Below are 20,865 nucleotides of genomic sequence, written 5' to 3'. Positions count from 1 at the left end.
TCACACTGTCGGTCGCCGGACCCGCCGTCAAGACTCATGCCGTGGTTCCGTGGGTCAGCAGCAGGCGTCGCCGCGCCAGTTCGAGCGTCCCTCGCGGACCGCGACGGCGGCGATGACGAGCGCCGCCACGGGGTCGAGCCACCACCAGCCCAGGAGGGCGTTGGCGAGCAGCCCGACGAGCAGGACGGCCGAGAGGTAGGTGCAGAGCAGCGTCTGGGTGCCGTCGGCGACCACCGCCCCCGACCCGAGCTCCCGGCCGGTGCGCCGCTGCCAGTGCGAGAGCAGTGGCATGACGGCGAGCGAGAGCGCGGCGAGCGCGATGCCGACGACCGAGGTGTCGGACTGCTCGCGGGTCACGACGGCGCGCACGGACTCGACGGTGACGTAGGCGGCCAGCGCGAAGAAGGAGACCGCGATGAGGCGGCGGGCCAGGTGCTCGCGCTCCTCCGGGACGGGGTGGCCGAACTGCCAGAGGATGACGAGCCCGCTCATCACCTCGACCGTCGAGTCGAGGCCGAAGCCGACGAGGGCGGTGGAGTCGGCGATGCGGCCGGAGCCGATGGCGACGACGGCCTCGACCACGTTGTAGGCGACCGACGCGCCGGCCAGCAGGCGGGCGCGGCGCACCAGGGCGGCCCGCCGGGACGGAGGCAGGAGCGTGAAGAGGGGGCGGGAGGGCGTGCTCACCAGTCGGCTCCTCGGCACTCGGAGCGGTCGGTCGTCTCGACCTGGAGCGTCGCGTGGGCGACGTGGAAGCGCTCGCGCAGCATCCGGCTGGCGGCGTCGAGCACCTCGGGCCCGGCGTCGGCACGGGACGTCACGAGGTGCGCCGTCGCGACGTCCATGCCGGACGTCAGGGTCCACACGTGCAGGTCGTGGACCTCGGTGACACCCGGCACGTCGCCGAGGGCGGTCAGCAGGTCGGTGGGCTCGAGTCCGGTCGGCGCGTGCTGGCCGAGGACGGCCACGACCTCGCGCCCGAGCCCGACGGCGCGGACGGCGACGAAGACCGCGATGGCGAGCGCGACGGCGGTGTCCCACCAGGCGCTGCCGGTCGCCCGCACGAGCACGGCGGCCGCGATGACCCCGACCGAGCCCACGGTGTCGGCGACGACCTCGAGGTAGGCGCCCCGGACGTTGAGGCTCTCGCCCGCACCGCCGCGGAGCATGAGGAGGGCCACGATGTTGACGACGAGGCCGGTGGCGCCGACGACGAGCATGGTGCCGGACGCGATCTCGGGGCTCGACCCGATGCGCCCGATCGCCTCGACGGTGATGTAGACCGAGACGCCGAGCATGAGCAGCACGGCGAGCCCGGAGGCGAAGACCTCGGCGCGGTAGGAGCCGAAGGTGCGGCGGCCGGTCGTGTCGGCGCGTGTCGCGATCCGGGTGGCCACGAGCGCGGCGCCGAGCGTCACGACGTCGGCGGCCATGTGCCCCGCGTCGGAGAGCAGAGCCAGCGAGCCGGACGCGAGGCCGGCCACGAGCTCGACGACGAAGAAGGCGGCGACGAGACCGAAGGCGACCGCGAGCCGCCAGCGGTGGCGGCCGCCGGCGTGGACCGCGGCGGCCCCGTGGTCGTGTCCGTGCGAGTGGCCGCCGCTCATGGGGCCCCGCCGTCGTGGAGGGCGTGCTCGCGCGTCACGTCGAGGAGCAGCCGGACGTGGGCGTCGGAGAGGCGGTAGTAGATGTTGCGTCCGTCGCGCCGACCGGTGACGACGCCCGACGCGCGGAGCAGTCGGAGGGCCTGGGAGACGGTGGTCTCGGCGGTGGTGGTCGCCGCTGCGAGGTCGCACACGCAGAGCTCGCCGGCCTCGAGGAGGGCATAGAGCAGTCGGGCGCGGGTCGGGTCGCCGAGCAGCTTGAAGACGCTCGTGACGCGTGCGAGCTCGTCGACGCCGGGCGCGTTCGCGGTGGCGAGGGCGACCTTGTCGGGGTGCACGCACGGGGCGGCGCACCCGTCGAGTCCGGTGACGGTGCTCATCACGACCCTCTCATCTGAATGGATGATCAGATGTCACTGTCGTGGCGGACAGGCCCACCTGTCAACCGGACGGCAGACTGTCCGACATGCTGAGACTGACGGTCACGATCCCGAGCGAGCTGACCGAGCGGGTCACCCAGGTGCTCGCCGACTCCACGGCCGTGAGCACCCTGTCGGTGCTCCGAGGCGCGGCCGTGCGTCCCGTCGGCGACGTCGTGCACGCCGACGTCGCCCGCGAGGGGGCCAACGTCCTCGTCGACCGGCTGCGCGAGCTCGGCGTCCACGAGGGCGGGACGCTCCAGATCGAGCCGGTCACGACGTGGGTCTCGCGGGCCGGCTTCGAGGCGGACGAGGAGACGCCCGGCAGCAGTGCCGACGCCGTCGTCTGGGCCCAGGTCGCGCAGCGGTCCTACGACGACAGCGAGCTGAACTGGACCTTCCTGTCGTTCATGTCGCTCGCGACCCTCATCGCGGGCATCGCGATCGTGCTCGACTCCCAGATCCTCGTCATCGGCGCCATGGTGCTCGGGCCCGAGTTCGGCGCCATCGCGGCCCTCGGCGTCGCGCTCGTGCGCCGCCGCACCCTGCTGCTCGGGGTCGCGGCCCGCGCCCTCGTCGTCGGCTTCGTCGTGGCCATCCTCGTCACGTGCGTGGCGGGACTGGTCGGCCGGGCCCTGGGCTGGGTCACACTCCACGACATCACCGGCGCGCGTCCGGCGACCGGCTTCATCTACTCGCCCGACAAGTGGTCGTTCATCGTCGCCGTCCTCGCAGCCGCGGCGGGCGTCCTGTCGCTGACGTCGGCCAAGCTCGGCGGCCTCAGCGGAGTCTTCATCTCCGTCACAACGATCCCGGCCGCGGGCAACGTCGGGCTCGGGCTCGCCTTCGGCGCCTGGTCAGAGGTGCGTGGCAGCGGCCTGCAGCTCGTCGTCAACATGATCGGGATGGCCCTGGCCGGCTGGCTCACGCTGGCCTTCCAGGACGCAGTCTGGTCGCGGGTGCCGGCGCCGCGGTCCCACTCGCGGCTCAGCCGCCGGATCCACGCCGAGCCGCCGCCACCCCGCTAGCGTCGACCTCGTGATGACGCCGTGATGACGCCACCCGCGGACTTCTCCACCGAGCTGCTCACCGCGGCCCTGCGCGAGATGTGGGGTCTCGAGGTGAGGGACATCGCTTACGCGCCAATGGGTTTCGGCAGCCACCACTGGCGGGTGGACGCGGGTGGCGACGGCCGCTGGTTCGTGACCCTCGACGACTACGTCGGGGCCGGGACAGACGTCGAGCGCGGCCCGGCGCTCAGTGCGGCGTTCCGCTCGGCCCGGGCGCTCGCCGACTCCGGGCTCGACGTCGTCGTCGCGCCGGTGCCGGCCCGGGACGGCTCGGTGCCGTTCGAGCTGAGGCGGCACCAGTGGGTGTCGGTGACCCCGTGGCTCGAGGCCCCGCGCCTGCCGTCGCCGGACGACCAGACCGCGGCCGACCGGCGCGCGGTGACCGAGGCCCTGGCGGGGCTGCACGCGGCCACACGCCACGTCGTCGGGATTGCCGGCACCGACGACCTGCGGCTGCCCGAGCGCGACCTCCTCGACCGCGCGCTCGCGGACGGGATCCCGCCCGGTGCGGGGCCCTACGGCGAGCGGGCGCGGGATGCCCTGGCCGAGCGGGCTGACGCGGTGCGCCGAGCCCTCGTGGTCTGGGACGCGACGGCGGACCGGGCGCGCGCCGAGCGTGACTCCTGGGTCATCACCCACGGCGAACCGCACTGGCGCAACGTCCTCGCCGATGGTGACGGCCTCCACCTCGTCGACTGGGACACCGCGCTGCTCGCACCACCGGCTCGGGACCTGTGGCACGTCGCGGGCGCCGAGGGCGAGGCCGTGGACGACGTCCTCGCCGCCTACGCGACTCTGACCGGACGGTCCGTGACGACCCACGACCTGCTCGTCCAGGCATCGCGATGGGACCTCACGGAGGTCGCGCTCTACGCCGCCCGGTTCAGCCGACCCCACGCCGACGACGCCGACGGCGAGATCGCGTGGGCTGGTTTCACGGAGTCGTTGTCGACGGTCGGGGCGCGGGAGTCGGCAGCGTGAACGTCGTCGTCAGAGCACCGTTGACGAGGGACAGCAGGATCCCGGTCTCCTGACGGATGACGGCGTAGCGGCTCTGTGCGACGGGCGAGTTCGCCGTGGCCTCGGCGGAGGCGGCCCGCGCGAAGAGGCCGAGCGACCCCAGGCGTCCGTAGTAGCTCGGGGCGTCGAGCCCCGGCGGCGGGCCGTTCGCCCCGAGCCGTCCGAGGTGCTGGGCCATGAGGTCGAGCTGGAGCGCGGCGGCGTTGCCGGACAGCGTCATCCGGTCGAGCAGCCGCACATCGACGACGAGGTTCGAGTAGTCGGCCAGCGCAGCGGGCCGGTTGAAGACGGTGCTCGTCGTCAGGCTCGGGCGGGGGAGTGCCGTGACCGTGACCGTCGGCGTGGCGACCACCGTCGCCGTCCTCACGACCGTCGTCGTCGCCGTGACGGTGCGCGTGTCGATCTCGGTGACCGTCACGGTCTCGGTCGGCACCGGGGTGCCCGTGGAGCCGGCCACCTGGCTCAGGTCGATGTCGGGCTTGTCGGACGTGCACCCACCGAGCGCGAGGGCAGCCGCCAGCGCCAGCGCTGCGGCGACCTCGGCTCGGCGCACGATCGACTCCGGTGCTCGACGTGAATGGTGGGTCGATTGTCATCGTTTCACCGTCCCCGTGGGAGCGAATGCGCGAATCGTGCGGTCAGATGCGAGCCGCCGCGAGCTGGGGACGGGTGAGGAAGAGCGCACCGTCGAGCCGCGCCCCCCGCAGGTCGGCGTCGCGCAGGTCGGCGCCGAGCAGGTCCGCCCAGCGCAGGTCGGCGTCGCGCAGGTCAGCCGCGATGAGCAGCGCCCCCCGGAGGTCCGCCGTGCGCAGGTCCCGGCCGTGCAGGTCGGCGGCGACGAGGTCGGCCCCGGCGCGCAGGCGCCGTGGGGGCGTGCGTATGCCGTCACGCCTCCTCCGCCGGTCGCGCGCGGTCTCGCTGGCACCCCGGAGCAGGCCCCCGACCCGGGACCGCACGGCGGCGAGGTCGACCGCGAGCAGGTCGTCGGGTGAGCCCGCCGTCGCCAGCCGGACCTCCTCGGCGGCGGCCATGAGGCCGGCGCGCGTGGGCTCGTCCGGGTCGAGCGCGAGGGCCTCCCCGAGGTGGGCGAGCATCTCGTGGAGCTGTCGCATGACGGGCAGGACGGCATACATCATCGGGGCTGTCGCGGGGGCCTCGCGCCACGAGACGCCGCCGAAGGTCACCTGCGAGACCTGCTGCCCCGCACCGAAGCAGTCGAACGTCACGCAACCGCGCCAGCCGCCCTCGAGGAGCCGGTCGTGGATGCCGCAGCGGTGGTCGGCGAGGAGGTTGCGACAGGGCTCTCCACCGACCTTGTCGACGGGGAAGTCCGCCGACCGGGCGAAGGGGAGGGCGACGCAGCAGAGGCCGAAGCACCGCGAGCAGTCGGCCTCGAGGGCGGGCGTCGCGTCGGGCGCTGGGGTCACGGCAGCACCAGGGTTTCGGGATGGATCGTCACGAGGGACTCGGGGAAGGAGGCGTGACCCTGGAGCTGGAGCCAGGTCGTGCGTGCCTCCTCGATCTCGCCGACGCGCTCGCCGTCGGGCCCGATCCGCCAGCGCTGCAGGGTCGCTCCGTCCGCGTCGGGTGCGACGAACCGGTTGACCCGCTGCCAGGACGGCCCGCCGGCGGGCTCGACGAGGAGCGTGATGGTGCGCTCGTCGGGGCACCCGGCGCGGATCTCGTGAGCCGTGAACGGGGTCGGTGCGGTGCCCGGTCCGAGCACGTGGGGATCGCTCATCCCGTCAGTATCACGGGCCGTCGGGGACACCGTCACCGTCGAGGTCCACGACGAGCTTGCCGAGCGTGCCCGCGGCGAAGTCGGCCAGTGCCGTCGGCGTGTCCGTGAGCGAGTAGGCGCGCTGGATCGTCACCGACGTCAGGCCGCCGGACTGGTTCGCGGCGAGCCGGCCGAGCAGCTCGGGCGTGGGGTTCGCCGCGATCGGGACGAAGACGTCGGGCACCTCGGGGAAGCCCTCGGTCGAGAAGACGAGGGTCGACACGAGGGTGCCGCCCTCGCGCAGGGTGGGCACGAGCGCGGCCGCGTCGCCGGCGAGGTGGATGGCGACGTCGACGCCCTCGGGGTGCGCGGTGCGCACGGCGGCGGCGACGTCCTGGTCGTAGGCGACGACCTCGGCCGCCCCGAGCCGCCGGACGAGCTGCTGCTCGGGCTCCGAGGATCCTGTGGCGATGACGTGCGCGCCGGCCTGCGAGGCGAGCTGCACGACCTGGTTGCCGACGCCCCCGGTCGCGCCGGTCACGAGGACCGTTCGGCCCGGTCCCGGTTCGGCGGCGTCGATGCACGCGATGGCGGCGGCTCCGGCGAGGCCCAGCGCGGCCCCGTGGACGAAGTCGACACCGTCCGGGAGCGGTGCCACCCCGACCGAGGTCGGCACCGTGACGTACTCGGCGAACGACCCGTCGCCGAGGAAGTCCTTCGTCACCACGCCGAAGACCCGGTCGCCCGCGGCGTAGCCGTCGACGCCCGGGCCGACCGCGTCGACGGTGCCCGCGAAGTCCTTGCCGAGGACGAGGGGGAAGCGGTGCTCGAAGTACCCCGTGAAGAAGCCGTGCACCTCGCCGAGGTCGAAGCCGTTGACCGCGGCCGCCCTGACCCGCACCCTCACCTCGCCCTCGCCGGGCTCGGGGACCTCGATCTCCTCGACGGTCGGGGTGGCGTGGAACTCGTTGAGGACGATGGCGCGCATGGCGGGCTCCCGGCGGACGCGGCGGCGGTGGAGGTGTGGCCCGGCCGGGCATCCCCGAGTCTTTCCCGACTCGAGCCACCTCGACGCTACGCCGGGCCCGCACCGGTGTTCACGGATCGGTGGAACCAGCCGTCAGAGCAGCGAGCTCGGGTCGTCGGGGACGTCGGCGGCATACGACTGGAGCAGCTGCAGCGGCACGACCTCGAGCGCCCGCGCGTGCGTGGCGGCGAGGAAGACCGGCGCGGCGGCGCCGTCCTGGTGGGCCTCGAGCCACCGGCTCGCGACGACGCACCACCGGTCGCCCGGCGTCAGGCCCGGGAAGCGCCACTCCGGACGTGGTGTCACGAGGTCGTTGCCGACGCTGCGCTGGTGCTCGAGGAACTCGGCCGTCACGACGACGCAGACGGTGTGGCTCCCCCGGTCCTCCGGTCCCGTCGTGCAGTAGCCGTCGCGGTAGAAGCCGGTCACCGGGTCGGTGCCACAGGCCTCGAGCTCGCCGCCGAGCACGTTCCGTTCCCGCGCTGCCATGACCCAAACCTAGTGGCGGAGCTGCTCGCTAGGCTGGGTCCATGCTGGGGATGAAGGAGTACGAGCAGGACTACATCGACGCCTGCCGGTCGCGGGTCGAGTCGCAGGTCGTGATGTTCCACGAGGTGGCGCAGGCGGCGCGCGACCACGGCGACGCCGACGTCTCCCACCTCGAGGGGGCCCTGGAGTCGCTGGAGTACGAGTACTTCAACAACATGCTCCTCGTCCTCGACGGCTACTTCGTCCACCGCCTGCGCGGCGTCGAGGGCAAGGACGGCAACGCGCTCAACGAGGTGCGGGTGCTCGCGCGCTCGCTCATGGAGAACGGCGGCACGGTCATGGCCGACCCGCAGATCCCGCTCGACCCGGCCCACAGCGTCCTGGGCCTCGAGGTCGGTGCTCCCATCACCCTGACGCTCCAGCAGTACCGTCGGATCTCCGACGCATTCCTCCGTGAGATCGAGAGCAAGTTCTCGCGCAACGAGTAGCCGGGCACCCGTCCTCACGCCCATCCGAGAAGCCCTGAGGTCAAAGGAGATCCGCAGTGCCCCGCGCCCCGATGCCCGCTGAGGTGCGGCGCGACGCCGTCGGTGTCCCGCACCTGCGCGCCGGTGACGTCATGGAGCTGGCCCGTCTCCAGGGGCGCATCGCGGCCCTCGACCGGGGGTGGCAGATCGAGCACCACCGCTGGCGGATGGAGGGGCGCACGGCCGAGTACGTCGGTGCCGACGGGCTGCACTGGGACCGGTTCGCCCGGCAGGTGCTGCTCGAGCCGACGGTGCGGCGCTGCTTCGAGCGCCTCGACCGGGAGACGCGGACGTGGCTGTCGGCCTACGTCGACGGCGTCAACGACACGCTCGCCCAGGGGCTCGCGGGCACGCCCGAGGTCGCGCTGCTCGGGCTCCAGTCGTATGCCGCCGCGCCGCGTCCGTGGGAGCCGTGGACGCCGCTCGGCATCTTCTGGGGGATCCACCTGCTCTTCGGGACCTTCCCGGCGAAGCTGTTCAACGCGCACGTCGCCGACCGTCTCGGCGCCGATGCCCTCGCGATGTTCCACGCCGAGGGCGTCGAGCGGGCGGAGGCCTCGGGGAGCAACGCCTGGGTCGTCGGCGGGGACCGCACGGCGAGCGGGCTGCCGCTCATCGCGGGCGACCCGCACCGCACGATCGAGCTGCCCGGCTGCTACCAGCAGGTGGGCCTGGCCTGCCCCGAGTTCGACGTCGTCGGCTTCACCTTCCCGGGGGTGCCCGGCGTGCAGCACTTCGCCCACACGGGCACCGTCGCATGGGGCATCACGAACGCGATGGCCGACTACCAGGACCTGACACTCGAGTCGCTCGGTCACGTCGGTCACGGGCCGGACGGGTCGCCGTTGCTCAAGGCGCGTGGCATCGACGGCTGGGAGCCGGTGCTTTCCACCACCGAGACGCTGCGCGTGCGCGGAAAGGCCGACGTGACCGTGCCCGTCGTCGTCACCTCGCGTGGCCCGATCGTCACGGGTCTGGAGGCGGAGATCGAGCGGCTCGTCGCGGAGGCCGAGGCGCCCCCGCAGTGGACCGACGAGAGCGTGCAGCCGCGCCGGGCGCACCCGGCCGCCCACAGCCTGCGCACACCGACCCACGTCGAGGAGGACCTCGGCTTCGGCGCCCTCCTGCCGCTGCTGCGTGCGCGGACGGTGGCCGACGTCGAGGAGGCGTTGTCGCGGTGGGTCGAGCCGGTCAACAGCGCGCTCGTCGCCGACGACACCGGTCGCATCCGTCATCTCGTCGTCGGTCGCGTGCCCGAGCGCGACGCGGTCGGCGCCGTGCTGCCGGTGCCGGCCTGGGACCCGAGACACGTGTGGCACGGCTACCGGCGCGGCCCCGCCCGCGACGTCGCCGACGTGATGGTCAGCGCCAACGACCGGGCCAGCGGTGGCGGGCTCGGGGTGGAGTACGCGACGCCGTTCCGGGCCGGCCGCATCCGGGCGCTCCTCGAGACGGGCGAGGGCGTGACCGTCGACGACTGCGCGGCGATCCACGTCGACACGCTCAACGGTCAGGCCGACCTCATGCGCGAGCTCGTCGGGGCCGCTGACGTCACCGGGGCTGCCGCCGACGTCCGGTCCGAGCTGCTCGGCTGGAACGGCCACAGCGACGCGGGCAGCCGCGGCGCCGCGCTCTTCGCCGCCTGGCGCACCGCGCTCGTGCGGTGGTTCTCCGAGCACCCGACCCTCGCGGCCCTGCACGAGCCGAGCGGTCACTCACGCATCTTCGCGGCGTGGACCGACGTCGTCACCCAGATCGGGGTCGGCTGGCACTCGATGGCGCACCTCGGCCCGCACTACGGCATCGAGGTCACCGAGGGCGTACGCGTGGCGCTCGAACGCGTTGCCGCACAGGGCGACTCGTCCACGACGTGGGGTGAGCGGCACTGGCTCGACCCCGTCCACGCGCTCGACGTGACCGGGCGTGCGCCGGGAGTCCCCCGTGACCCGGTCGGGGGCGACAAGGGCTGCGTCCTCGCGGCGGCGAGCGCGCCCGGTGTGACCGACCACTGCTACGGCGGCCCGGTGGCCCGATACGTCTGGGACCTCGCCGACCGTGGTGCGAGCCGGTGGGTCGTGCCGTTCGGGGCGAGCGGTGACGCGCGCGACCCGCACTTCGCCGACCAGACGGCGGCGTGGCTCGTCGGCGACCTGCACCCGGTTCAGCCGGCGGCGGGCACGAGGTAGCCCTCGGCATCGAGGGTCACCGCCATCGGGTCGCCGATCCAGAGCGATCCGTCGACGACGAGGCTGCGGAGCACCTCGAGCTGGCCGAAGCCGGCGCCCGGTGCGCACCGTGGCTCACCGACCTGCCACGACGAGAGGTCGCCGTCGGGGTCGTGCAGCACGAGGGGGTCGCGCCACGTCTCGCTGCCGCCCTCGAGGTCGGGTCCCTCGGTGGGACCGGGGTGCGAGGCGAGCGTCTTGTAGTGGTGCGCGTCGATGCGCAGGGCGGGCTGGTCCGAGGTGCGCGTCCAGTGGAGGGTAAAAGAGAACTTTGCCCGTCTTTTACTATTTACGGTACAAAACGAGACTTTGGGACGTACTGTTCTCGCGAAATGGCACCCTCCAAGCGGCGGTGCCCCGCATATCGCAGGAGTAGGGAGTCCGGTGACCATGAGCATGACGCCGACGCACGGCGACCCGGAGCGCTGGCTGCCCGACCCGTCCTGGCCCGTGCCGCCCCGCGGATGGCAGCTCTGGGCGGCCGCCGGCTCGGTCGCCCGTGCGGAGCGACCGGACGATGTCGGCGTCGGACACCTTCAGGACGGGTCGGAGCCCCACGCGGGGCCCCGGATCGACCACACTGGCGACGTGAAGTCCGAAATGCCCTGTTCGGCAGCTCTCGAGAACGCCTCGTTCACGTTGCCGACCCGGCCGAGCGCCATGGTGGACGACGGGCGGGTCGACCTGCTCGCCGACCGTCCAGCGCGCCGGATCCCGGAGGGGGCCCTCGCGGGCTTCGCCGTCCTCGGTGTGCTCGTCCTCTTCAGCTGCCTCTTCGGCGGGCTGACCGGCGGCCTCATCGTCATCGGGGTGTCCACCCTCCTGGCCGCGAGCGCCGCCCTCGTGCGCGGCCACCTCTCGCTCTCGCAGGTCGGTGGTCAGCGCGGAGCCGGGCTGCTCCTCGGCGCGGCCGTCACGGCCCTCATCGTCGGCTCGGTCGCCACGCACGACCGCCGCCCGGGCGTGGAGGTGCTTCCGAGCGCGCCGGTCCCGGTCAGCTCCGAGCACGTCACCGACACCAGCACGGCGTATGCCGCCGTCCCCCCGTCCCATGCGGCCGCCTCGGTCACGCCGCCGGTCGCGGCCACGACGGCGCCAGGGCCGGTCCGGACCCCGGCCGCGAGCGCTCCTGACGAGCCGGTGGTTCCCGTCGTCGACGCGACGCCCGCGGCCGCCCCTCGTGCCGACACCGCCGTGGCGGCGTCGGGCTCGACGGCCGGTGGCCAGGCCCTCACCCTCTCGCCCGACGCCTTGAGCCCCGCCGCCGCCCCCACCGGGGTCGCGGACCCGACGGCGTCCAAGAGCGCCAAGGGCGGCAAGAGCGGCAAGAGCGGCAAGGACCCGAGGACCTCCACGACCTCGAAGGACTCCAAGGGCACCAAGACCTCCAAGGGGTCGAAGACGTCGAAGGCCTCCAAGGGATCGACGACGTCGAGCGATCCGAGGCCCGCGTTGTCCGATGCCGGCATCGGCGGCTCCGGGGCGGCCAGCACGTCGATGACCGGCTTCTCCGTGACTCCGGGGGCGCGTGCCGACAAGTCCGGACGCCAGGGCGGCCCGACCGTCGTCGAGCTCGCACCGGCCTCGGCGTCGGCGTCCGCGACGTCGGCACGCCCCTGAACGAAACCTGTCGGACTCTGCCCCCGGGGGTATGGGCCCGCGCCACGGGCACCGCGCCCCTGTCGAGGTGCTCTCGGGTGGCGCGGACGTGTGCCACAGTGACCTCGTGGGGAATTCAATGACCCGGGCCACGATCATCTGGTTCGTCGGCGCCGCGGTCGTGGGGGCGGTCGCCGGCGGCCTGCACCTCCTCCGTTCCGAGATCGGCGGTGCCCACACCGGACTGCCGCTCGCGGTGTCGGCATTCGCGCTGACGGCCGTCGCGGCCGCCATGCTCTTCCACGGCGTCATGCTCGCGGCGCGCGAGCAGGACGCCGCGGCCGGGCCCGCGCCCCGGCTCGCGGCCGGGCCTGCCGACGTGCCGGCCGAGTCACGCGACGGCTTCGACGAGCCGTTCGGCGACCCGGCGCGGCACCGCGACGGCGACCTGGACGACGCGCAGTCGTCGTCCGACGGCCCGGCGGTCTACACCTTCCGCGGCGGCAAGCCCGTGGGTGACCGATCGCCCCGTCCCGACCGGCGCGACCGCTCCTCCCGGAGCTGACGCGCCGACACCGTCACACCCGCCGGGCACAATGGCGGGATGAGCGCGGGCCCGCCCCACTGGGTGCTGCACGTCGACCTCGACCAGTTCATCGCGGCGGTCGAGGTGCTGCGCCGACCCGAGCTGGCCGGCCGGCCGGTCATCGTGGGTGGTCGAGGTGACCCCACCGAGCGGGCCGTCGTGTCCACCGCGAGCTACGAGGCCCGTGAGTTCGGAGTCGGGTCCGGCATGCCGCTCCGTCTCGCCGCGCGCAAGGTGCCCGACGCGGTGATCCTGCCCGTCGACGCCCCGGCCTACACCGAGGCGTCCGAGCACGTGATGGACGCGCTGCGCGGCCTCGGCGTCGTCGTCGAGGTGCTCGGGTGGGACGAGGCTTTCCTCGGGGTAGAGACCGACGACCCGGAGGGTTTCGCCGAGCGGGCGCGTGCCGCCGTGCTCGACGCGACGGCGCTCCACTGCTCGGTCGGCATCGGTGACAACAAGGTCAGGGCCAAGATCGCGACCGGTTTCGGCAAGCCCCGCGGCGTCTTCCGGCTGACCCGCGAGACGTGGTTCGAGGTCATGGGCGACCGACCCACGATCGACCTGTGGGGCGTCGGGTCCAAGGTGTCCAAGCGCCTGTCCGGTCACGGCATCCACACCGTGCGCGAGCTGGCCGATGCCGACGAGGCCGTCCTCGTCGGCGAGTTCGGTCCGCGCATGGGCGTCTGGTACTCCCAGCTCGGGCGCGGCATCGGCTCGGCGGTCGTCGACGACTCGCCGTGGATCGCGCGCGGGCACAGCCGCGAGACCACCTACCAGCGCAACCTCACGACGCCCGACGAGGTGCGCGCTGCGGTCCGCGAGCTCGCCTCGCAGGTCTTCGACGACACGGTCAAGGAGGGGCGTCAGGTCTTCCGGGTGACCCTCAAGGTGCGCTACGCCCCGTTCTTCACCTCGACGAAGGCCCGCAAGCTCGCGGCGCCGACGAGCGAGCGCGGCGACGTCGTCGAGGCGGCCGTGGCCCTCGCGGAGTCGCTCGACGCGGAGCGGGAGGTGCGGCTGCTCGGCGTCCGCGCCGAGATGGTCATGCCCGACGAGGGCGACCCGGTCGAGCGCACACCGGTGCGCGGCAGGCTCTGAGTGTCCGTCGCTCTCATCTTCATCGCCTACGGTCGTCCGCATGCCTTCTCGAGATGACGGTGCTGTGGACGTGCGGCGACGGTTCGGCGGCGAGCCGGCCACCGGCGTCCTGTCGACGGTCGCGGTCGTCGTGGTCGTCGTCGCACTGCTCTTCGTCGTGCGCGACGCCGCCTACCGTGCGACGGCATCCGGTGCGGTGGCCCTGCCGTCGGTCGTCGGTGACGCGTTCGAGGTGGTCGGTGAGCTCGGGCTCGTCGTCCTGGCCGGCGTCGCCGTCGTGCTCATCTGGCGGGCGCGCTCCCAGGGCCTGGAGCACCTCTCCGTGGCGGTCGCGGCTGCGGTCTCCGTCGTCGTGGCCTACGTCCTGAGCGAGGTCGTCAAGGGGTTCGTACGAGAGGAGCGGCCGTGTCGCACGCTCTCCGTACGGACGGTCGCCTCGTGCCCGGCCGCGGGCGACTGGTCGTGGCCCAGCAACCACGCGACCATCGCCGGCGCCCTCGCCACCGCCGTGGTCGTCATGGCACCGGTGTGGTGGCGGCTCGTCGTCCCGCTCACCCTCGCAATCGGGGCCTCGCGCGTGCTCACCGGCGCGCACTACTGGCACGACGTCGTCGCCGGCCTCGCGGTCGGCGTGGTCGTCGTCTGGTTCGGCACGTGGGCGCTGGCGCCGGTGGCTCACCGCCTGCTCAGGCGGTCGGTGGCGTCCGGCCCGCCGGCGTGGCGTCGCCTCGTCGGGCAGCGGTACGTCCCGAGGTATGCCGCGACGGATCGTCCGGACGGCGACGCGGACGGTGACCCGGACGCTGACCTTGGCGATGACGCGGGCGATGACGCGGACCGAGAGCGGCCCCGGACCGACTGACCCCGGGTCAGACCCGGGGCGGGCTGGGCGCGGCGTGAGCCACCGCGCCGGCCCGAGGGTGCACGGTGCAGGAACTCGACGAGCGGTGCCAGCTCGGGCAGCTCGCCGGCGCTCTGGAGCGACTCCTCGAGCACCTCGGCGTGCGTGGGTGTCTTCGGCGGCATGTTCGGCGCCTTCATGTACGCCGAGCCGCTCCTGACCAGGGTGACCGGCTTCGACGAGTCGGCGGTGCCGTGGCTGCTCGTCCTCTTCGGTGTCGGCCTCTTCGCGGGCAACCTGCTGGGTGGTCACTGGGCCGACCGCGCCCTGACCCGCACGCTCGTCGTGCTGACGCTCGCCCTCGCGGTGTCGCTCGTCGCGTTCGCGCTGCTGTCGGGCAGCATGCTCGGCTCGGCGGCGATGCTGCTCGCGATGGGATTCTCGGCTTCGCGACGGTGCCAGGCCTGCAGATGCGGGTCCTCGCCCACGCCTCCGGGCCCCGACCATGGCGTCCTCGGCCAACATCGCCGCCTTCAACGTCGGCAACTTCCTCGGTGTCTGGGTCTCGGGCCTCGCCATCGGTGCCGGTCTCGGCTGGACCTCGCCGCTGTGGGTCGGCGCCGGCTTCACCACGCTCGGCCTCCTCGTCCTGCTCGCCGCCACCCGCACCGTCGGTCAGAGCGCCGCGGCCGCCGACCGGCCGGCGGTGCGGCCGCTGAAGAGGCAGCCGCCGAGGAAGGTGCCCTCGAGGGAGTTGTAGCCGTGCATGCCGCCGCCGCCGAAGCCGCTCACCTCGCCCGCGGCGTACACCCCCGGCAGCGGCTCGCCACCGGCACGCAGCACCCGCCCGGCGAGGTCGGTCTCGAGGCCGCCGAGCGTCTTGCGGGTGAGGATGTTGAGGCGCACCGCGATGAGGGGTCCCGCCTTGGGGTCGAGCAGCTTGTGCGGGCTCGCGACGCGGATCAGCTTGTCGCCGCGGTAGTTCCGCGCGCCGCGCATCGCGGTGACCTGCGCGTCCTTGGTGAAGTCGTTGTCCATCTCGTTGTCACGCGCGACGATCGTGCGCCGCAGTGACTCGAGGTCGATGAGGTCGTCACCGGTGAGCGCGTTCATGCCCCGGACGAGCTCGTCGAGGGTGTCGGCGACGACGAAGTCCTCGCCGTGGCGCTTGAACGCCTCGACCGGCGCCGGTGCGCCCTTGCGGGCCCGCCCGAGGACCTGTCTGACGTCCTTGCCGGTGAGGTCGGGGTTCTGCTCCGAGCCGGAGAGGGCGAACTCCTTCTCGATGATGCGCTGGGTCAGCACGAACCACGAGTAGTCGTGCCCGCTGCGCATGATGTGGCCCAGCGTGCCGAGCGTGTCGAAGCCGGGGAAGTAGGGCGCCGGGAAGCGTCTGCCGCGGGCGTCGACCCACAGGGACGAGGGCCCGGGCAGGATGCGGATGCCGTGGTTGTCCCACACGGGGTCCCAGTTGCGCAGGCCCTCGGTGTAGTGCCACATCCGGTCGGGGTTGATGACGTTGCCCCCCGCGGCCTGCGTGATGCCGAGCATCCGCCCGTCGACGTGCGCGGGGACACCGGCCACCATGCGCGCCGGCGGCGTGCCGAGCCGCTCGGGCCAGGCGCGGCGCACGAGCTCGTGGTCGCCGCCGATGCCCCCGCTCGTCACGATGACGGCCTGGGCCGTGATCTCGAAGTCGCCGACCTCCTCCCGGCTGCTCGGCCGACCACGGTCGACGCCGTCGGGCGCCAGGAGGCGACCGCGTACGCCCGTGACGGTGCCCGCGGTCGAGACGAGCTCGTCGACGCGGTGGCGGAAGGCGAAGGTGACGCGGCCGCTCGCCACGGCCGCGCGGACCCGTCGCTCGAAGGGCTCGACGAGCCCGGGCCCCGTGCCCCACGTGATGTGGAAGCGCGGCACCGAGTTGCCGTGGCCGTCGGCCCGGCCGTCGCCGCGCTCGGCCCAGCCGACGACGGGGAAGAGGCGGTGCCCCTGCTCGTGCAGCCACGACCGCTTCTCGCCGGCCGCGAAGTAGAGGTAGGCCTCGGCCCACTTGCGGGGCCAGAAGTCCTCGTCACGGTCGAACTGTGCCGAGCCCATCCAGTCCTGGGTCGCGAGCTCGAGGCTGTCCTTGATTCCCATCCGCCGCTGCTCGGGGCTGTCGACGAGGAAGAGCCCGCCGAAGCTCCAGAAGGCCTGGCCGCCGAGCGACTGCTCACCCTCCTGGTCGACGAGCACGACCCGCTTGCCGCGGTCGGCGAGCTCTGCGGTGGCGACGAGACCGGCCAGACCGGCTCCCACGACGACGACGTCGGCTTCCATGGTCAGAGCATGCCATCAGTCGTCCGAGTCGGGGTGCCGGCCGGGTCGGACCGCGTCAACGCCTCACTGTCCGGTGGCGCCGTCGATGCACTCCCGGAGCAGGTCCGCGTGGCCACAGTGCCGGGCGTACTCCTCGATGAGGTGGACGAGGACCTCGCGCAGGTTGATCGGGTTCCTCGGGTCGAGGCTGACGAGATCGAGGGACTCCGCGGCCGCCACGAAGGCGTCGCCGTTCGCCACCTCCTCGCGCCACCGCGCCCACGCCTCGTCGACGACCTCGTCGTCACCGGTCGCGTCCGTGAAGTCGGCGTCTCGGTCGTCGTCACGCCGGTACAGGAAGGACGTGGCCTCGCCGGCCATGACGCGCCGCCACCACGACTGCTCCACCTGGGCGAGGTGGCGCACCAACCCGAGGAGCGACATCGTCGACGGCGGCACCGACCGCGTCGCGAGCTGCTCCGCCGTCAGGCCCGAGCACTTCAGCTCCAGCGTGAGGCGGTAGTTGGAGAGGTAGTCGAGCAGGGTCGTGCGCTCGTCGCCGAGCAGCGCCTCCTGCGATCGGGGGTCGTCCTCGGGGTCGACCCACATGTCGGGATACGTCTTTCCGGCCATGCGCCCATCGTGGTGGCAGCGGACGGCGCGCGCCAACGGGATATCGCCCGGGCGGCATACGCTGTCGGCGAATCTGCCCGCGGCAGAGCGGGACTCCCTGTCGTGTGAACCGGGGTCACGCTGGGTGCATGACCGACTCACTCATGCCAGGACCGCTCGACGACCAGCTCTCGATGCAGCTGCTCCACCAGCGGATCATCGTCCTCGGGGCGGAGGTCGACGACCCGGTCGCCAACCGGATCACCGCCCAGCTGCTCCTGCTCTCGGCCCGGGACCCGCGCGCCGACATCAGCCTCTACGTCAACAGCCCCGGCGGCTCCGTCACCGCCGGGCTCGCGATCTACGACACGATGCGGGTCATCCCCAACGACGTCTCCACTCTCGCAGTGGGATTCGCGGCATCGATGGGCCAGTTCCTCCTCGGTGCCGGCACCCCCGGCAAGCGCTACGCGCTGCCCAACGCTCGGATCATGATGCACCAGCCGTCCGCCGGCATCCAGGGCACCGCGGCCGACGTCGAGGTCCAGGCCGCCAACCTCAAGGCGGTCAAGCGCCGGGTCAACGAGCTGCAGGCCGAGCACACGGGGCAGACCGTCGAGCAGATCACCCGCGACAGCGAGCGCGACCGCTGGTTCAGTGCGGAGGAGGCGGCGGCATACGGCATCGTCGACCACGTCGTCAGCGCCCTCGCGGACGTCCGTCCCGGCGGGGCCGAGCGCAAGGTGGGCCTGCGGTGAGCAGCTACACGATCCCCTACGTCATCGAGCGCACACCGGCGGGCGAGCGCAGCTTCGACATCTACAGCCGGCTGCTCCAGGAGCGGATCATCTTCGTGGGCACCGAGATCGACGACGGGGTCGCCAACGTCGTCATGGCCCAGCTGCTCCACCTCTCCTACGTCGCCCCCGACCGCGAGGTGTCCCTCTACGTCAACAGCCCCGGCGGTTCGTTCACCGCGCTCATGGCCGTCTACGACACGATGCAGCTCGTCCAGTCCCCCGTCGCGACCTTCTGCCTCGGGCAGGCGGCCTCGGCGGCCGCGGTGCTGCTCGCGGCCGGTGAGCCGGGCCGCCGCTTCGCCCTGCGCCACTCGCGGGTCCTGCTGCACCAGCCCTCCGCCGGCGGCCAGGGGACGGTGAGCGACCTCGCGCTCCAGGCCGACGAGCTGCTCCGGGTGCGTGCGCAGGTCGAGGAGGTGCTGAGTCACCACACCGGGCGCTCGATCGACCAGCTGCGCCTCGACACCGACCGCGACAAGGTGCTGACGGCCCAGCAGGCCGTGGAGTTCGGGATCGTCGACCACGTCATCGAGCGAGCCACGGAGGCGGTGCCGGTCGGGCGGTGAGGAGGACGGGTCGATTCCGTGGACAGGCCCCGGCGCGCGGTGCAAGAGTGCTCAGTGCAAGGCCGAGTGACCCGGCGCCGAGGGCCCTCAGGTGTTCTTTCTCCATCCCTCGCCCGCCCCCGGCCCGCCCACCGTCCGACAGCGACGGGTGATGCCCCGGACGGGCTCCACTTCCTCGAAGGGGAGCTCATGGCTGGTCCACGTAGGTCGCGCCTCATGCGCATCAGTTCCATCTCCGTCCCGATCCTCGCCCTCGCCGCCCTCGGGCTGCCGGCGACCCAGGCCCAGGCCGAGTCCGGCTCGAGCGCTCACCTCGTCGGCACGTCTGCCGCGGCGACCGGGGCCTTCACCCCGTCCGGCTCCGGCGACGTCACCGACGAGGAGTTCATGGGTGAGCCCGACGACGCCGACGGCGACGCCGGGCCCGACCCCTATCCCGGCACCATCACCGACCGCAGCCTGTCCGACGGGCACGGCAGCAGCCACTCCATCTCCGTCAAGAGCGGGCAGAAGGCCAAGTCCAACCCGCAGCTCGGGACGTCCTTCGAGGGCCTGAACCTCTTCCAGCAGAGGTACGCCCGCGGTGGCAACCAGTTCACCGTCGAGCCGCCCGACCAGGCTCTCTGCGTCGGCAACGGCTACGTCCTCGAGGCCGTCAACGACGTGCTCAACGTCTACGACAAGCACGGCACCTCGGTCCTGCCGGACAACACGGCGACGAACGTCGTCAGCGGCTTCCCGACCGACGTCGGCCACGCCGTCGACCTCAACTCGTTCTTCGGCTACGCCCCGGCGATCAACCGGTCCACCGGCGTCCGCGCCCAGAGCATCACCGACCCGGTCTGCCTCTTCGACGCCGCCACGCAGCGCTTCTTCGTCGCGGTCCTCACCCTGGAGACGACCCTGGCCGGCGCTCTCACCCTCCAGAACCACATCGACGTCGCCGTGAGCCGCACGGCCGACCCGCGGGGGACGTGGAACATCTTCACGTTCGACGTGACCGGCGACGGCACCAACACCGGCGGCGCCAACGCCGGCCCCTACCTCGGCGACTACCCCCACATCGGGGCCGACGCCAACGGCATCTACGTCACGACGAACGCCTACCCGTGGAACCACAACGGGTTCGCCGGAGCCCAGATCTACGCCCTGTCCAAGGCGCAGCTGGCCGCCGGTGCCCCGACGGTCTCGATGCAGCACATCGACACGTCCGGCTCGGTCCCTCTGCCCAGTGATGCGGGCTCGACACAGCCCGGCTTCACCGTCTGGCCGGCACAGTCGCCGGGGACGGGCTCCTACGAGCTCGGCGCGAACGGCACGGAGTACCTCCTCAGCTCCACCGCTGCGGACGAGGCGACGCACCCCGTCGCCGGCACCGGTGGCAGCTACGTGTCGAGCACCGTCGTGGTCTGGGCGCTGACCAACACGGCCTCGCTCGCCTCGGCGACGCCAGCGCTGTCGCTCAGCAACAAGGTCGTGCCGTCCGAGACGTACGCCATCCCGCCCAAGACGAAGCAGCCCGGGGCCGGGACCGCGCCGACCACGGCGACGCCGCAGGGCTACTGCATCAACGACACGACGACGTCGACCATCGCCGGCGTCGGGTGCTGGAGGCTCCTCTTCGGCGCCCAGCCGGCGCACAACGAGGTCGTCTCGACCCCGGACTCCAACGACACCCGCATGCAGCAGGTCACGTACGCCAACGGCAAGCTGTGGGGTGCCCTCGACACCGCGCTCAACCCCGAGGGCGGCGCCCAGCGCGCCGGCATCGCGTGGTTCGTCGTCAAGCCGTCGGTCGCCACGGGCTCCGTGTCGGCGAAGATGGCGCTGCAGGGCTACCTCGGCAGGGCCGGGGCCGACCTGACCTACCCGGCCATCGGCGTCACGCCGAGCGGTCGCGGTGTCATGGCGTTCAGCTACACGGACGCGACGACCTACCCGAGCGCCGGGTATGCCGCCATCGACGGTCTCGTGGGCACCGGACCCATCTCGGTCGCCGCCGAGGGCAAGGCCACCGACGACGGGTTCACCAGCTACAAGGCGCAGGTCGGCAACCCGCCGCGGACCCGCTGGGGTGACTACGGCGCGGCCGCGGTCGACGGCAGCTCCGTGTGGATCGCGAGCGAGTACGTCGCCAGCGCGTGCGACTACACGACGTGGGGCGGCCGCTTCTTCGGGGCCACCACCGGCGACAACAAGCTCGGCACCTGCGCCTCCGCTCCGGGGGCGGCGGGGTCGCGCACCGCGCTCGGCAACTGGTCGACGCGGATCAGCCAGGTGACGCCCTAGCGGCGTCCGCCAGGGAGGGGTGACGGTGGCGCAGGGAGGCGCCGCCGTCACCCGGACCTGAGCCCTGCC

Annotated in this window: 24 protein-coding genes; 12 read left to right on the top strand and 12 right to left on the bottom strand. The window is 72.9% G+C overall.

Annotated elements, in window-relative coordinates; translation table 11 throughout:
* Positions 1-54 precede the first annotated feature (54 nt).
* The 3 genes from ASG96_RS17470 to ASG96_RS17460 are packed head-to-tail and all read right to left on the bottom strand — an operon-like array spanning position 55 to position 1,984.
* The gene (locus tag ASG96_RS17470) at positions 55-687 is read right to left on the bottom strand and encodes a cation transporter (protein WP_235506352.1); all 633 of its coding nucleotides are present in this window, start codon (positions 685-687) and stop codon (positions 55-57) included.
* Positions 684-1,607, bottom strand: coding sequence for a cation diffusion facilitator family transporter (locus ASG96_RS17465; protein WP_056751065.1), 924 nt, complete (start codon positions 1,605-1,607; stop codon positions 684-686). Before ASG96_RS17465 ends, ASG96_RS17470 begins: the two co-directional genes overlap by 4 nt.
* Positions 1,604-1,984 (bottom strand): helix-turn-helix transcriptional regulator, encoded by a 381-nt coding sequence (locus tag ASG96_RS17460; RefSeq protein WP_056754252.1) that lies wholly within the window; start codon positions 1,982-1,984, stop codon positions 1,604-1,606. Before ASG96_RS17460 ends, ASG96_RS17465 begins: the two co-directional genes overlap by 4 nt.
* Positions 1,985-2,070: 86 nt before the next feature.
* Between ASG96_RS17460 and ASG96_RS17455 the strand changes: the two genes are divergently transcribed.
* Together ASG96_RS17455 and ASG96_RS17450 are read left to right on the top strand one after the other, a co-directional pair.
* Entirely contained in the window at positions 2,071-3,051 is a 981-nt protein-coding gene (locus ASG96_RS17455) for a DUF389 domain-containing protein (RefSeq protein ID WP_056751069.1), read from the top strand.
* Positions 3,052-3,075: 24 nt separating this feature from the next.
* Complete coding sequence (locus ASG96_RS17450; RefSeq protein ID WP_056751071.1) at positions 3,076-4,074, top strand: phosphotransferase; 999 nt, start codon at positions 3,076-3,078, stop codon at positions 4,072-4,074.
* On the opposite strand, the gene ASG96_RS17445 is transcribed toward ASG96_RS17450, so the two are convergent.
* From ASG96_RS17445 to ASG96_RS17425, 5 genes are all read right to left on the bottom strand, one after another.
* Entirely contained in the window at positions 4,028-4,666 is a 639-nt protein-coding gene (locus ASG96_RS17445) for a hypothetical protein (RefSeq protein ID WP_056751074.1), read from the bottom strand. The genes ASG96_RS17450 and ASG96_RS17445 overlap by 47 nt on opposite strands.
* 85 nt (positions 4,667-4,751) lie before the next feature.
* Positions 4,752-5,540: a pentapeptide repeat-containing protein gene (locus tag ASG96_RS17440; protein WP_056751077.1), complete on the bottom strand. Its 789-nt coding sequence runs from the start codon at positions 5,538-5,540 to the stop codon at positions 4,752-4,754.
* On the bottom strand, positions 5,537-5,854 hold the full coding sequence (locus ASG96_RS17435) for a hypothetical protein (RefSeq protein ID WP_157610978.1): 318 nt from the start codon (positions 5,852-5,854) through the stop codon (positions 5,537-5,539). The genes ASG96_RS17440 and ASG96_RS17435 overlap by 4 nt, the downstream gene beginning before the upstream one ends.
* 10 nt (positions 5,855-5,864) lie before the next feature.
* Positions 5,865-6,821, bottom strand: coding sequence for an NADP-dependent oxidoreductase (locus ASG96_RS17430; protein WP_056751083.1), 957 nt, complete (start codon positions 6,819-6,821; stop codon positions 5,865-5,867).
* 132 nt (positions 6,822-6,953) lie between these two features.
* Positions 6,954-7,349 (bottom strand): DUF2237 family protein, encoded by a 396-nt coding sequence (locus ASG96_RS17425; RefSeq protein ID WP_056751086.1) that lies wholly within the window; start codon positions 7,347-7,349, stop codon positions 6,954-6,956.
* Positions 7,350-7,390: 41 nt separating this feature from the next.
* On the opposite strand from ASG96_RS17425, the gene ASG96_RS17420 reads away from it, so the two are divergent.
* The gene (locus ASG96_RS17420; RefSeq protein WP_157610976.1) at positions 7,391-7,837 is read left to right on the top strand and encodes a hypothetical protein; all 447 of its coding nucleotides are present in this window, start codon (positions 7,391-7,393) and stop codon (positions 7,835-7,837) included.
* A gap of 56 nt (positions 7,838-7,893) precedes the next feature.
* Positions 7,894-10,062, top strand: a complete 2,169-nt coding sequence (locus tag ASG96_RS17415) for a penicillin acylase family protein (protein ID WP_235506353.1) — start codon at positions 7,894-7,896, stop codon at positions 10,060-10,062.
* Here ASG96_RS17415 and ASG96_RS17410 read toward each other — a convergent pair.
* Positions 10,038-10,223, bottom strand: a complete 186-nt coding sequence (locus tag ASG96_RS17410; protein ID WP_056751095.1) for a hypothetical protein — start codon at positions 10,221-10,223, stop codon at positions 10,038-10,040. The two genes, ASG96_RS17415 and ASG96_RS17410, sit on opposite strands and share 25 nt — an antisense overlap.
* Before the next feature lie 262 nt (positions 10,224-10,485).
* On the opposite strand from ASG96_RS17410, the gene ASG96_RS17405 reads away from it, so the two are divergent.
* The 4 genes from ASG96_RS17405 to ASG96_RS17390 all read left to right on the top strand — a co-directional run bounded on the left by ASG96_RS17405 (position 10,486) and on the right by ASG96_RS17390 (position 14,249).
* On the top strand, positions 10,486-11,721 hold the full coding sequence (locus ASG96_RS17405; RefSeq protein ID WP_057588749.1) for a hypothetical protein: 1,236 nt from the start codon (positions 10,486-10,488) through the stop codon (positions 11,719-11,721).
* A gap of 106 nt (positions 11,722-11,827) precedes the next feature.
* The gene (locus tag ASG96_RS17400; protein ID WP_157610972.1) at positions 11,828-12,265 is read left to right on the top strand and encodes a hypothetical protein; all 438 of its coding nucleotides are present in this window, start codon (positions 11,828-11,830) and stop codon (positions 12,263-12,265) included.
* 39 nt (positions 12,266-12,304) lie between these two features.
* Positions 12,305-13,387, top strand: a complete 1,083-nt coding sequence (locus ASG96_RS17395) for a DNA polymerase IV (protein ID WP_200958517.1) — start codon at positions 12,305-12,307, stop codon at positions 13,385-13,387.
* Positions 13,388-13,427: 40 nt separating this feature from the next.
* Complete coding sequence (locus ASG96_RS17390; RefSeq protein WP_082588431.1) at positions 13,428-14,249, top strand: phosphatase PAP2 family protein; 822 nt, start codon at positions 13,428-13,430, stop codon at positions 14,247-14,249.
* Between the two features lie 287 nt (positions 14,250-14,536).
* Here ASG96_RS17390 and ASG96_RS24720 read toward each other — a convergent pair whose 3' ends face one another.
* Positions 14,537-14,716: a hypothetical protein gene (locus ASG96_RS24720; protein WP_056751107.1), complete on the bottom strand. Its 180-nt coding sequence runs from the start codon at positions 14,714-14,716 to the stop codon at positions 14,537-14,539.
* Between the two features lie 17 nt (positions 14,717-14,733).
* Between ASG96_RS24720 and ASG96_RS24715 the strand changes: the two genes are divergently transcribed.
* Positions 14,734-14,988: an MFS transporter gene (locus ASG96_RS24715; RefSeq protein WP_056751110.1), complete on the top strand. Its 255-nt coding sequence runs from the start codon at positions 14,734-14,736 to the stop codon at positions 14,986-14,988.
* On the opposite strand, the gene ASG96_RS17375 is transcribed toward ASG96_RS24715, so the two are convergent.
* Positions 14,904-16,550 (bottom strand): FAD-binding dehydrogenase, encoded by a 1,647-nt coding sequence (locus ASG96_RS17375; RefSeq protein WP_056751113.1) that lies wholly within the window; start codon positions 16,548-16,550, stop codon positions 14,904-14,906. The two genes, ASG96_RS24715 and ASG96_RS17375, sit on opposite strands and share 85 nt — an antisense overlap.
* A 63-nt stretch (positions 16,551-16,613) precedes the next feature.
* Positions 16,614-17,162: a DinB family protein gene (locus ASG96_RS17370; RefSeq protein WP_056751115.1), complete on the bottom strand. Its 549-nt coding sequence runs from the start codon at positions 17,160-17,162 to the stop codon at positions 16,614-16,616.
* Positions 17,163-17,290: 128 nt separating this feature from the next.
* Between ASG96_RS17370 and ASG96_RS17365 the strand changes: the two genes are divergently transcribed.
* The 3 genes from ASG96_RS17365 (at position 17,291) to ASG96_RS17355 (ending at position 20,796) form a co-directional block, all read left to right on the top strand.
* Entirely contained in the window at positions 17,291-17,899 is a 609-nt protein-coding gene (locus ASG96_RS17365) for an ATP-dependent Clp protease proteolytic subunit (protein ID WP_056751119.1), read from the top strand.
* Positions 17,896-18,507: a ClpP family protease gene (locus ASG96_RS17360; RefSeq protein WP_056751122.1), complete on the top strand. Its 612-nt coding sequence runs from the start codon at positions 17,896-17,898 to the stop codon at positions 18,505-18,507. Before ASG96_RS17365 ends, ASG96_RS17360 begins: the two co-directional genes overlap by 4 nt.
* Positions 18,508-18,723: 216 nt before the next feature.
* Entirely contained in the window at positions 18,724-20,796 is a 2,073-nt protein-coding gene (locus tag ASG96_RS17355) for a hypothetical protein (RefSeq protein ID WP_057588748.1), read from the top strand.
* Positions 20,797-20,865 lie beyond the last annotated feature (69 nt).

Origin of the sequence: Terrabacter sp. Soil810, assembly GCF_001429645.1 — a bacterium.
GTDB lineage: Bacteria > Actinomycetota > Actinomycetes > Actinomycetales > Dermatophilaceae > Terrabacter.
This window is presented reverse-complemented; position numbering and strand designations above follow the sequence as displayed.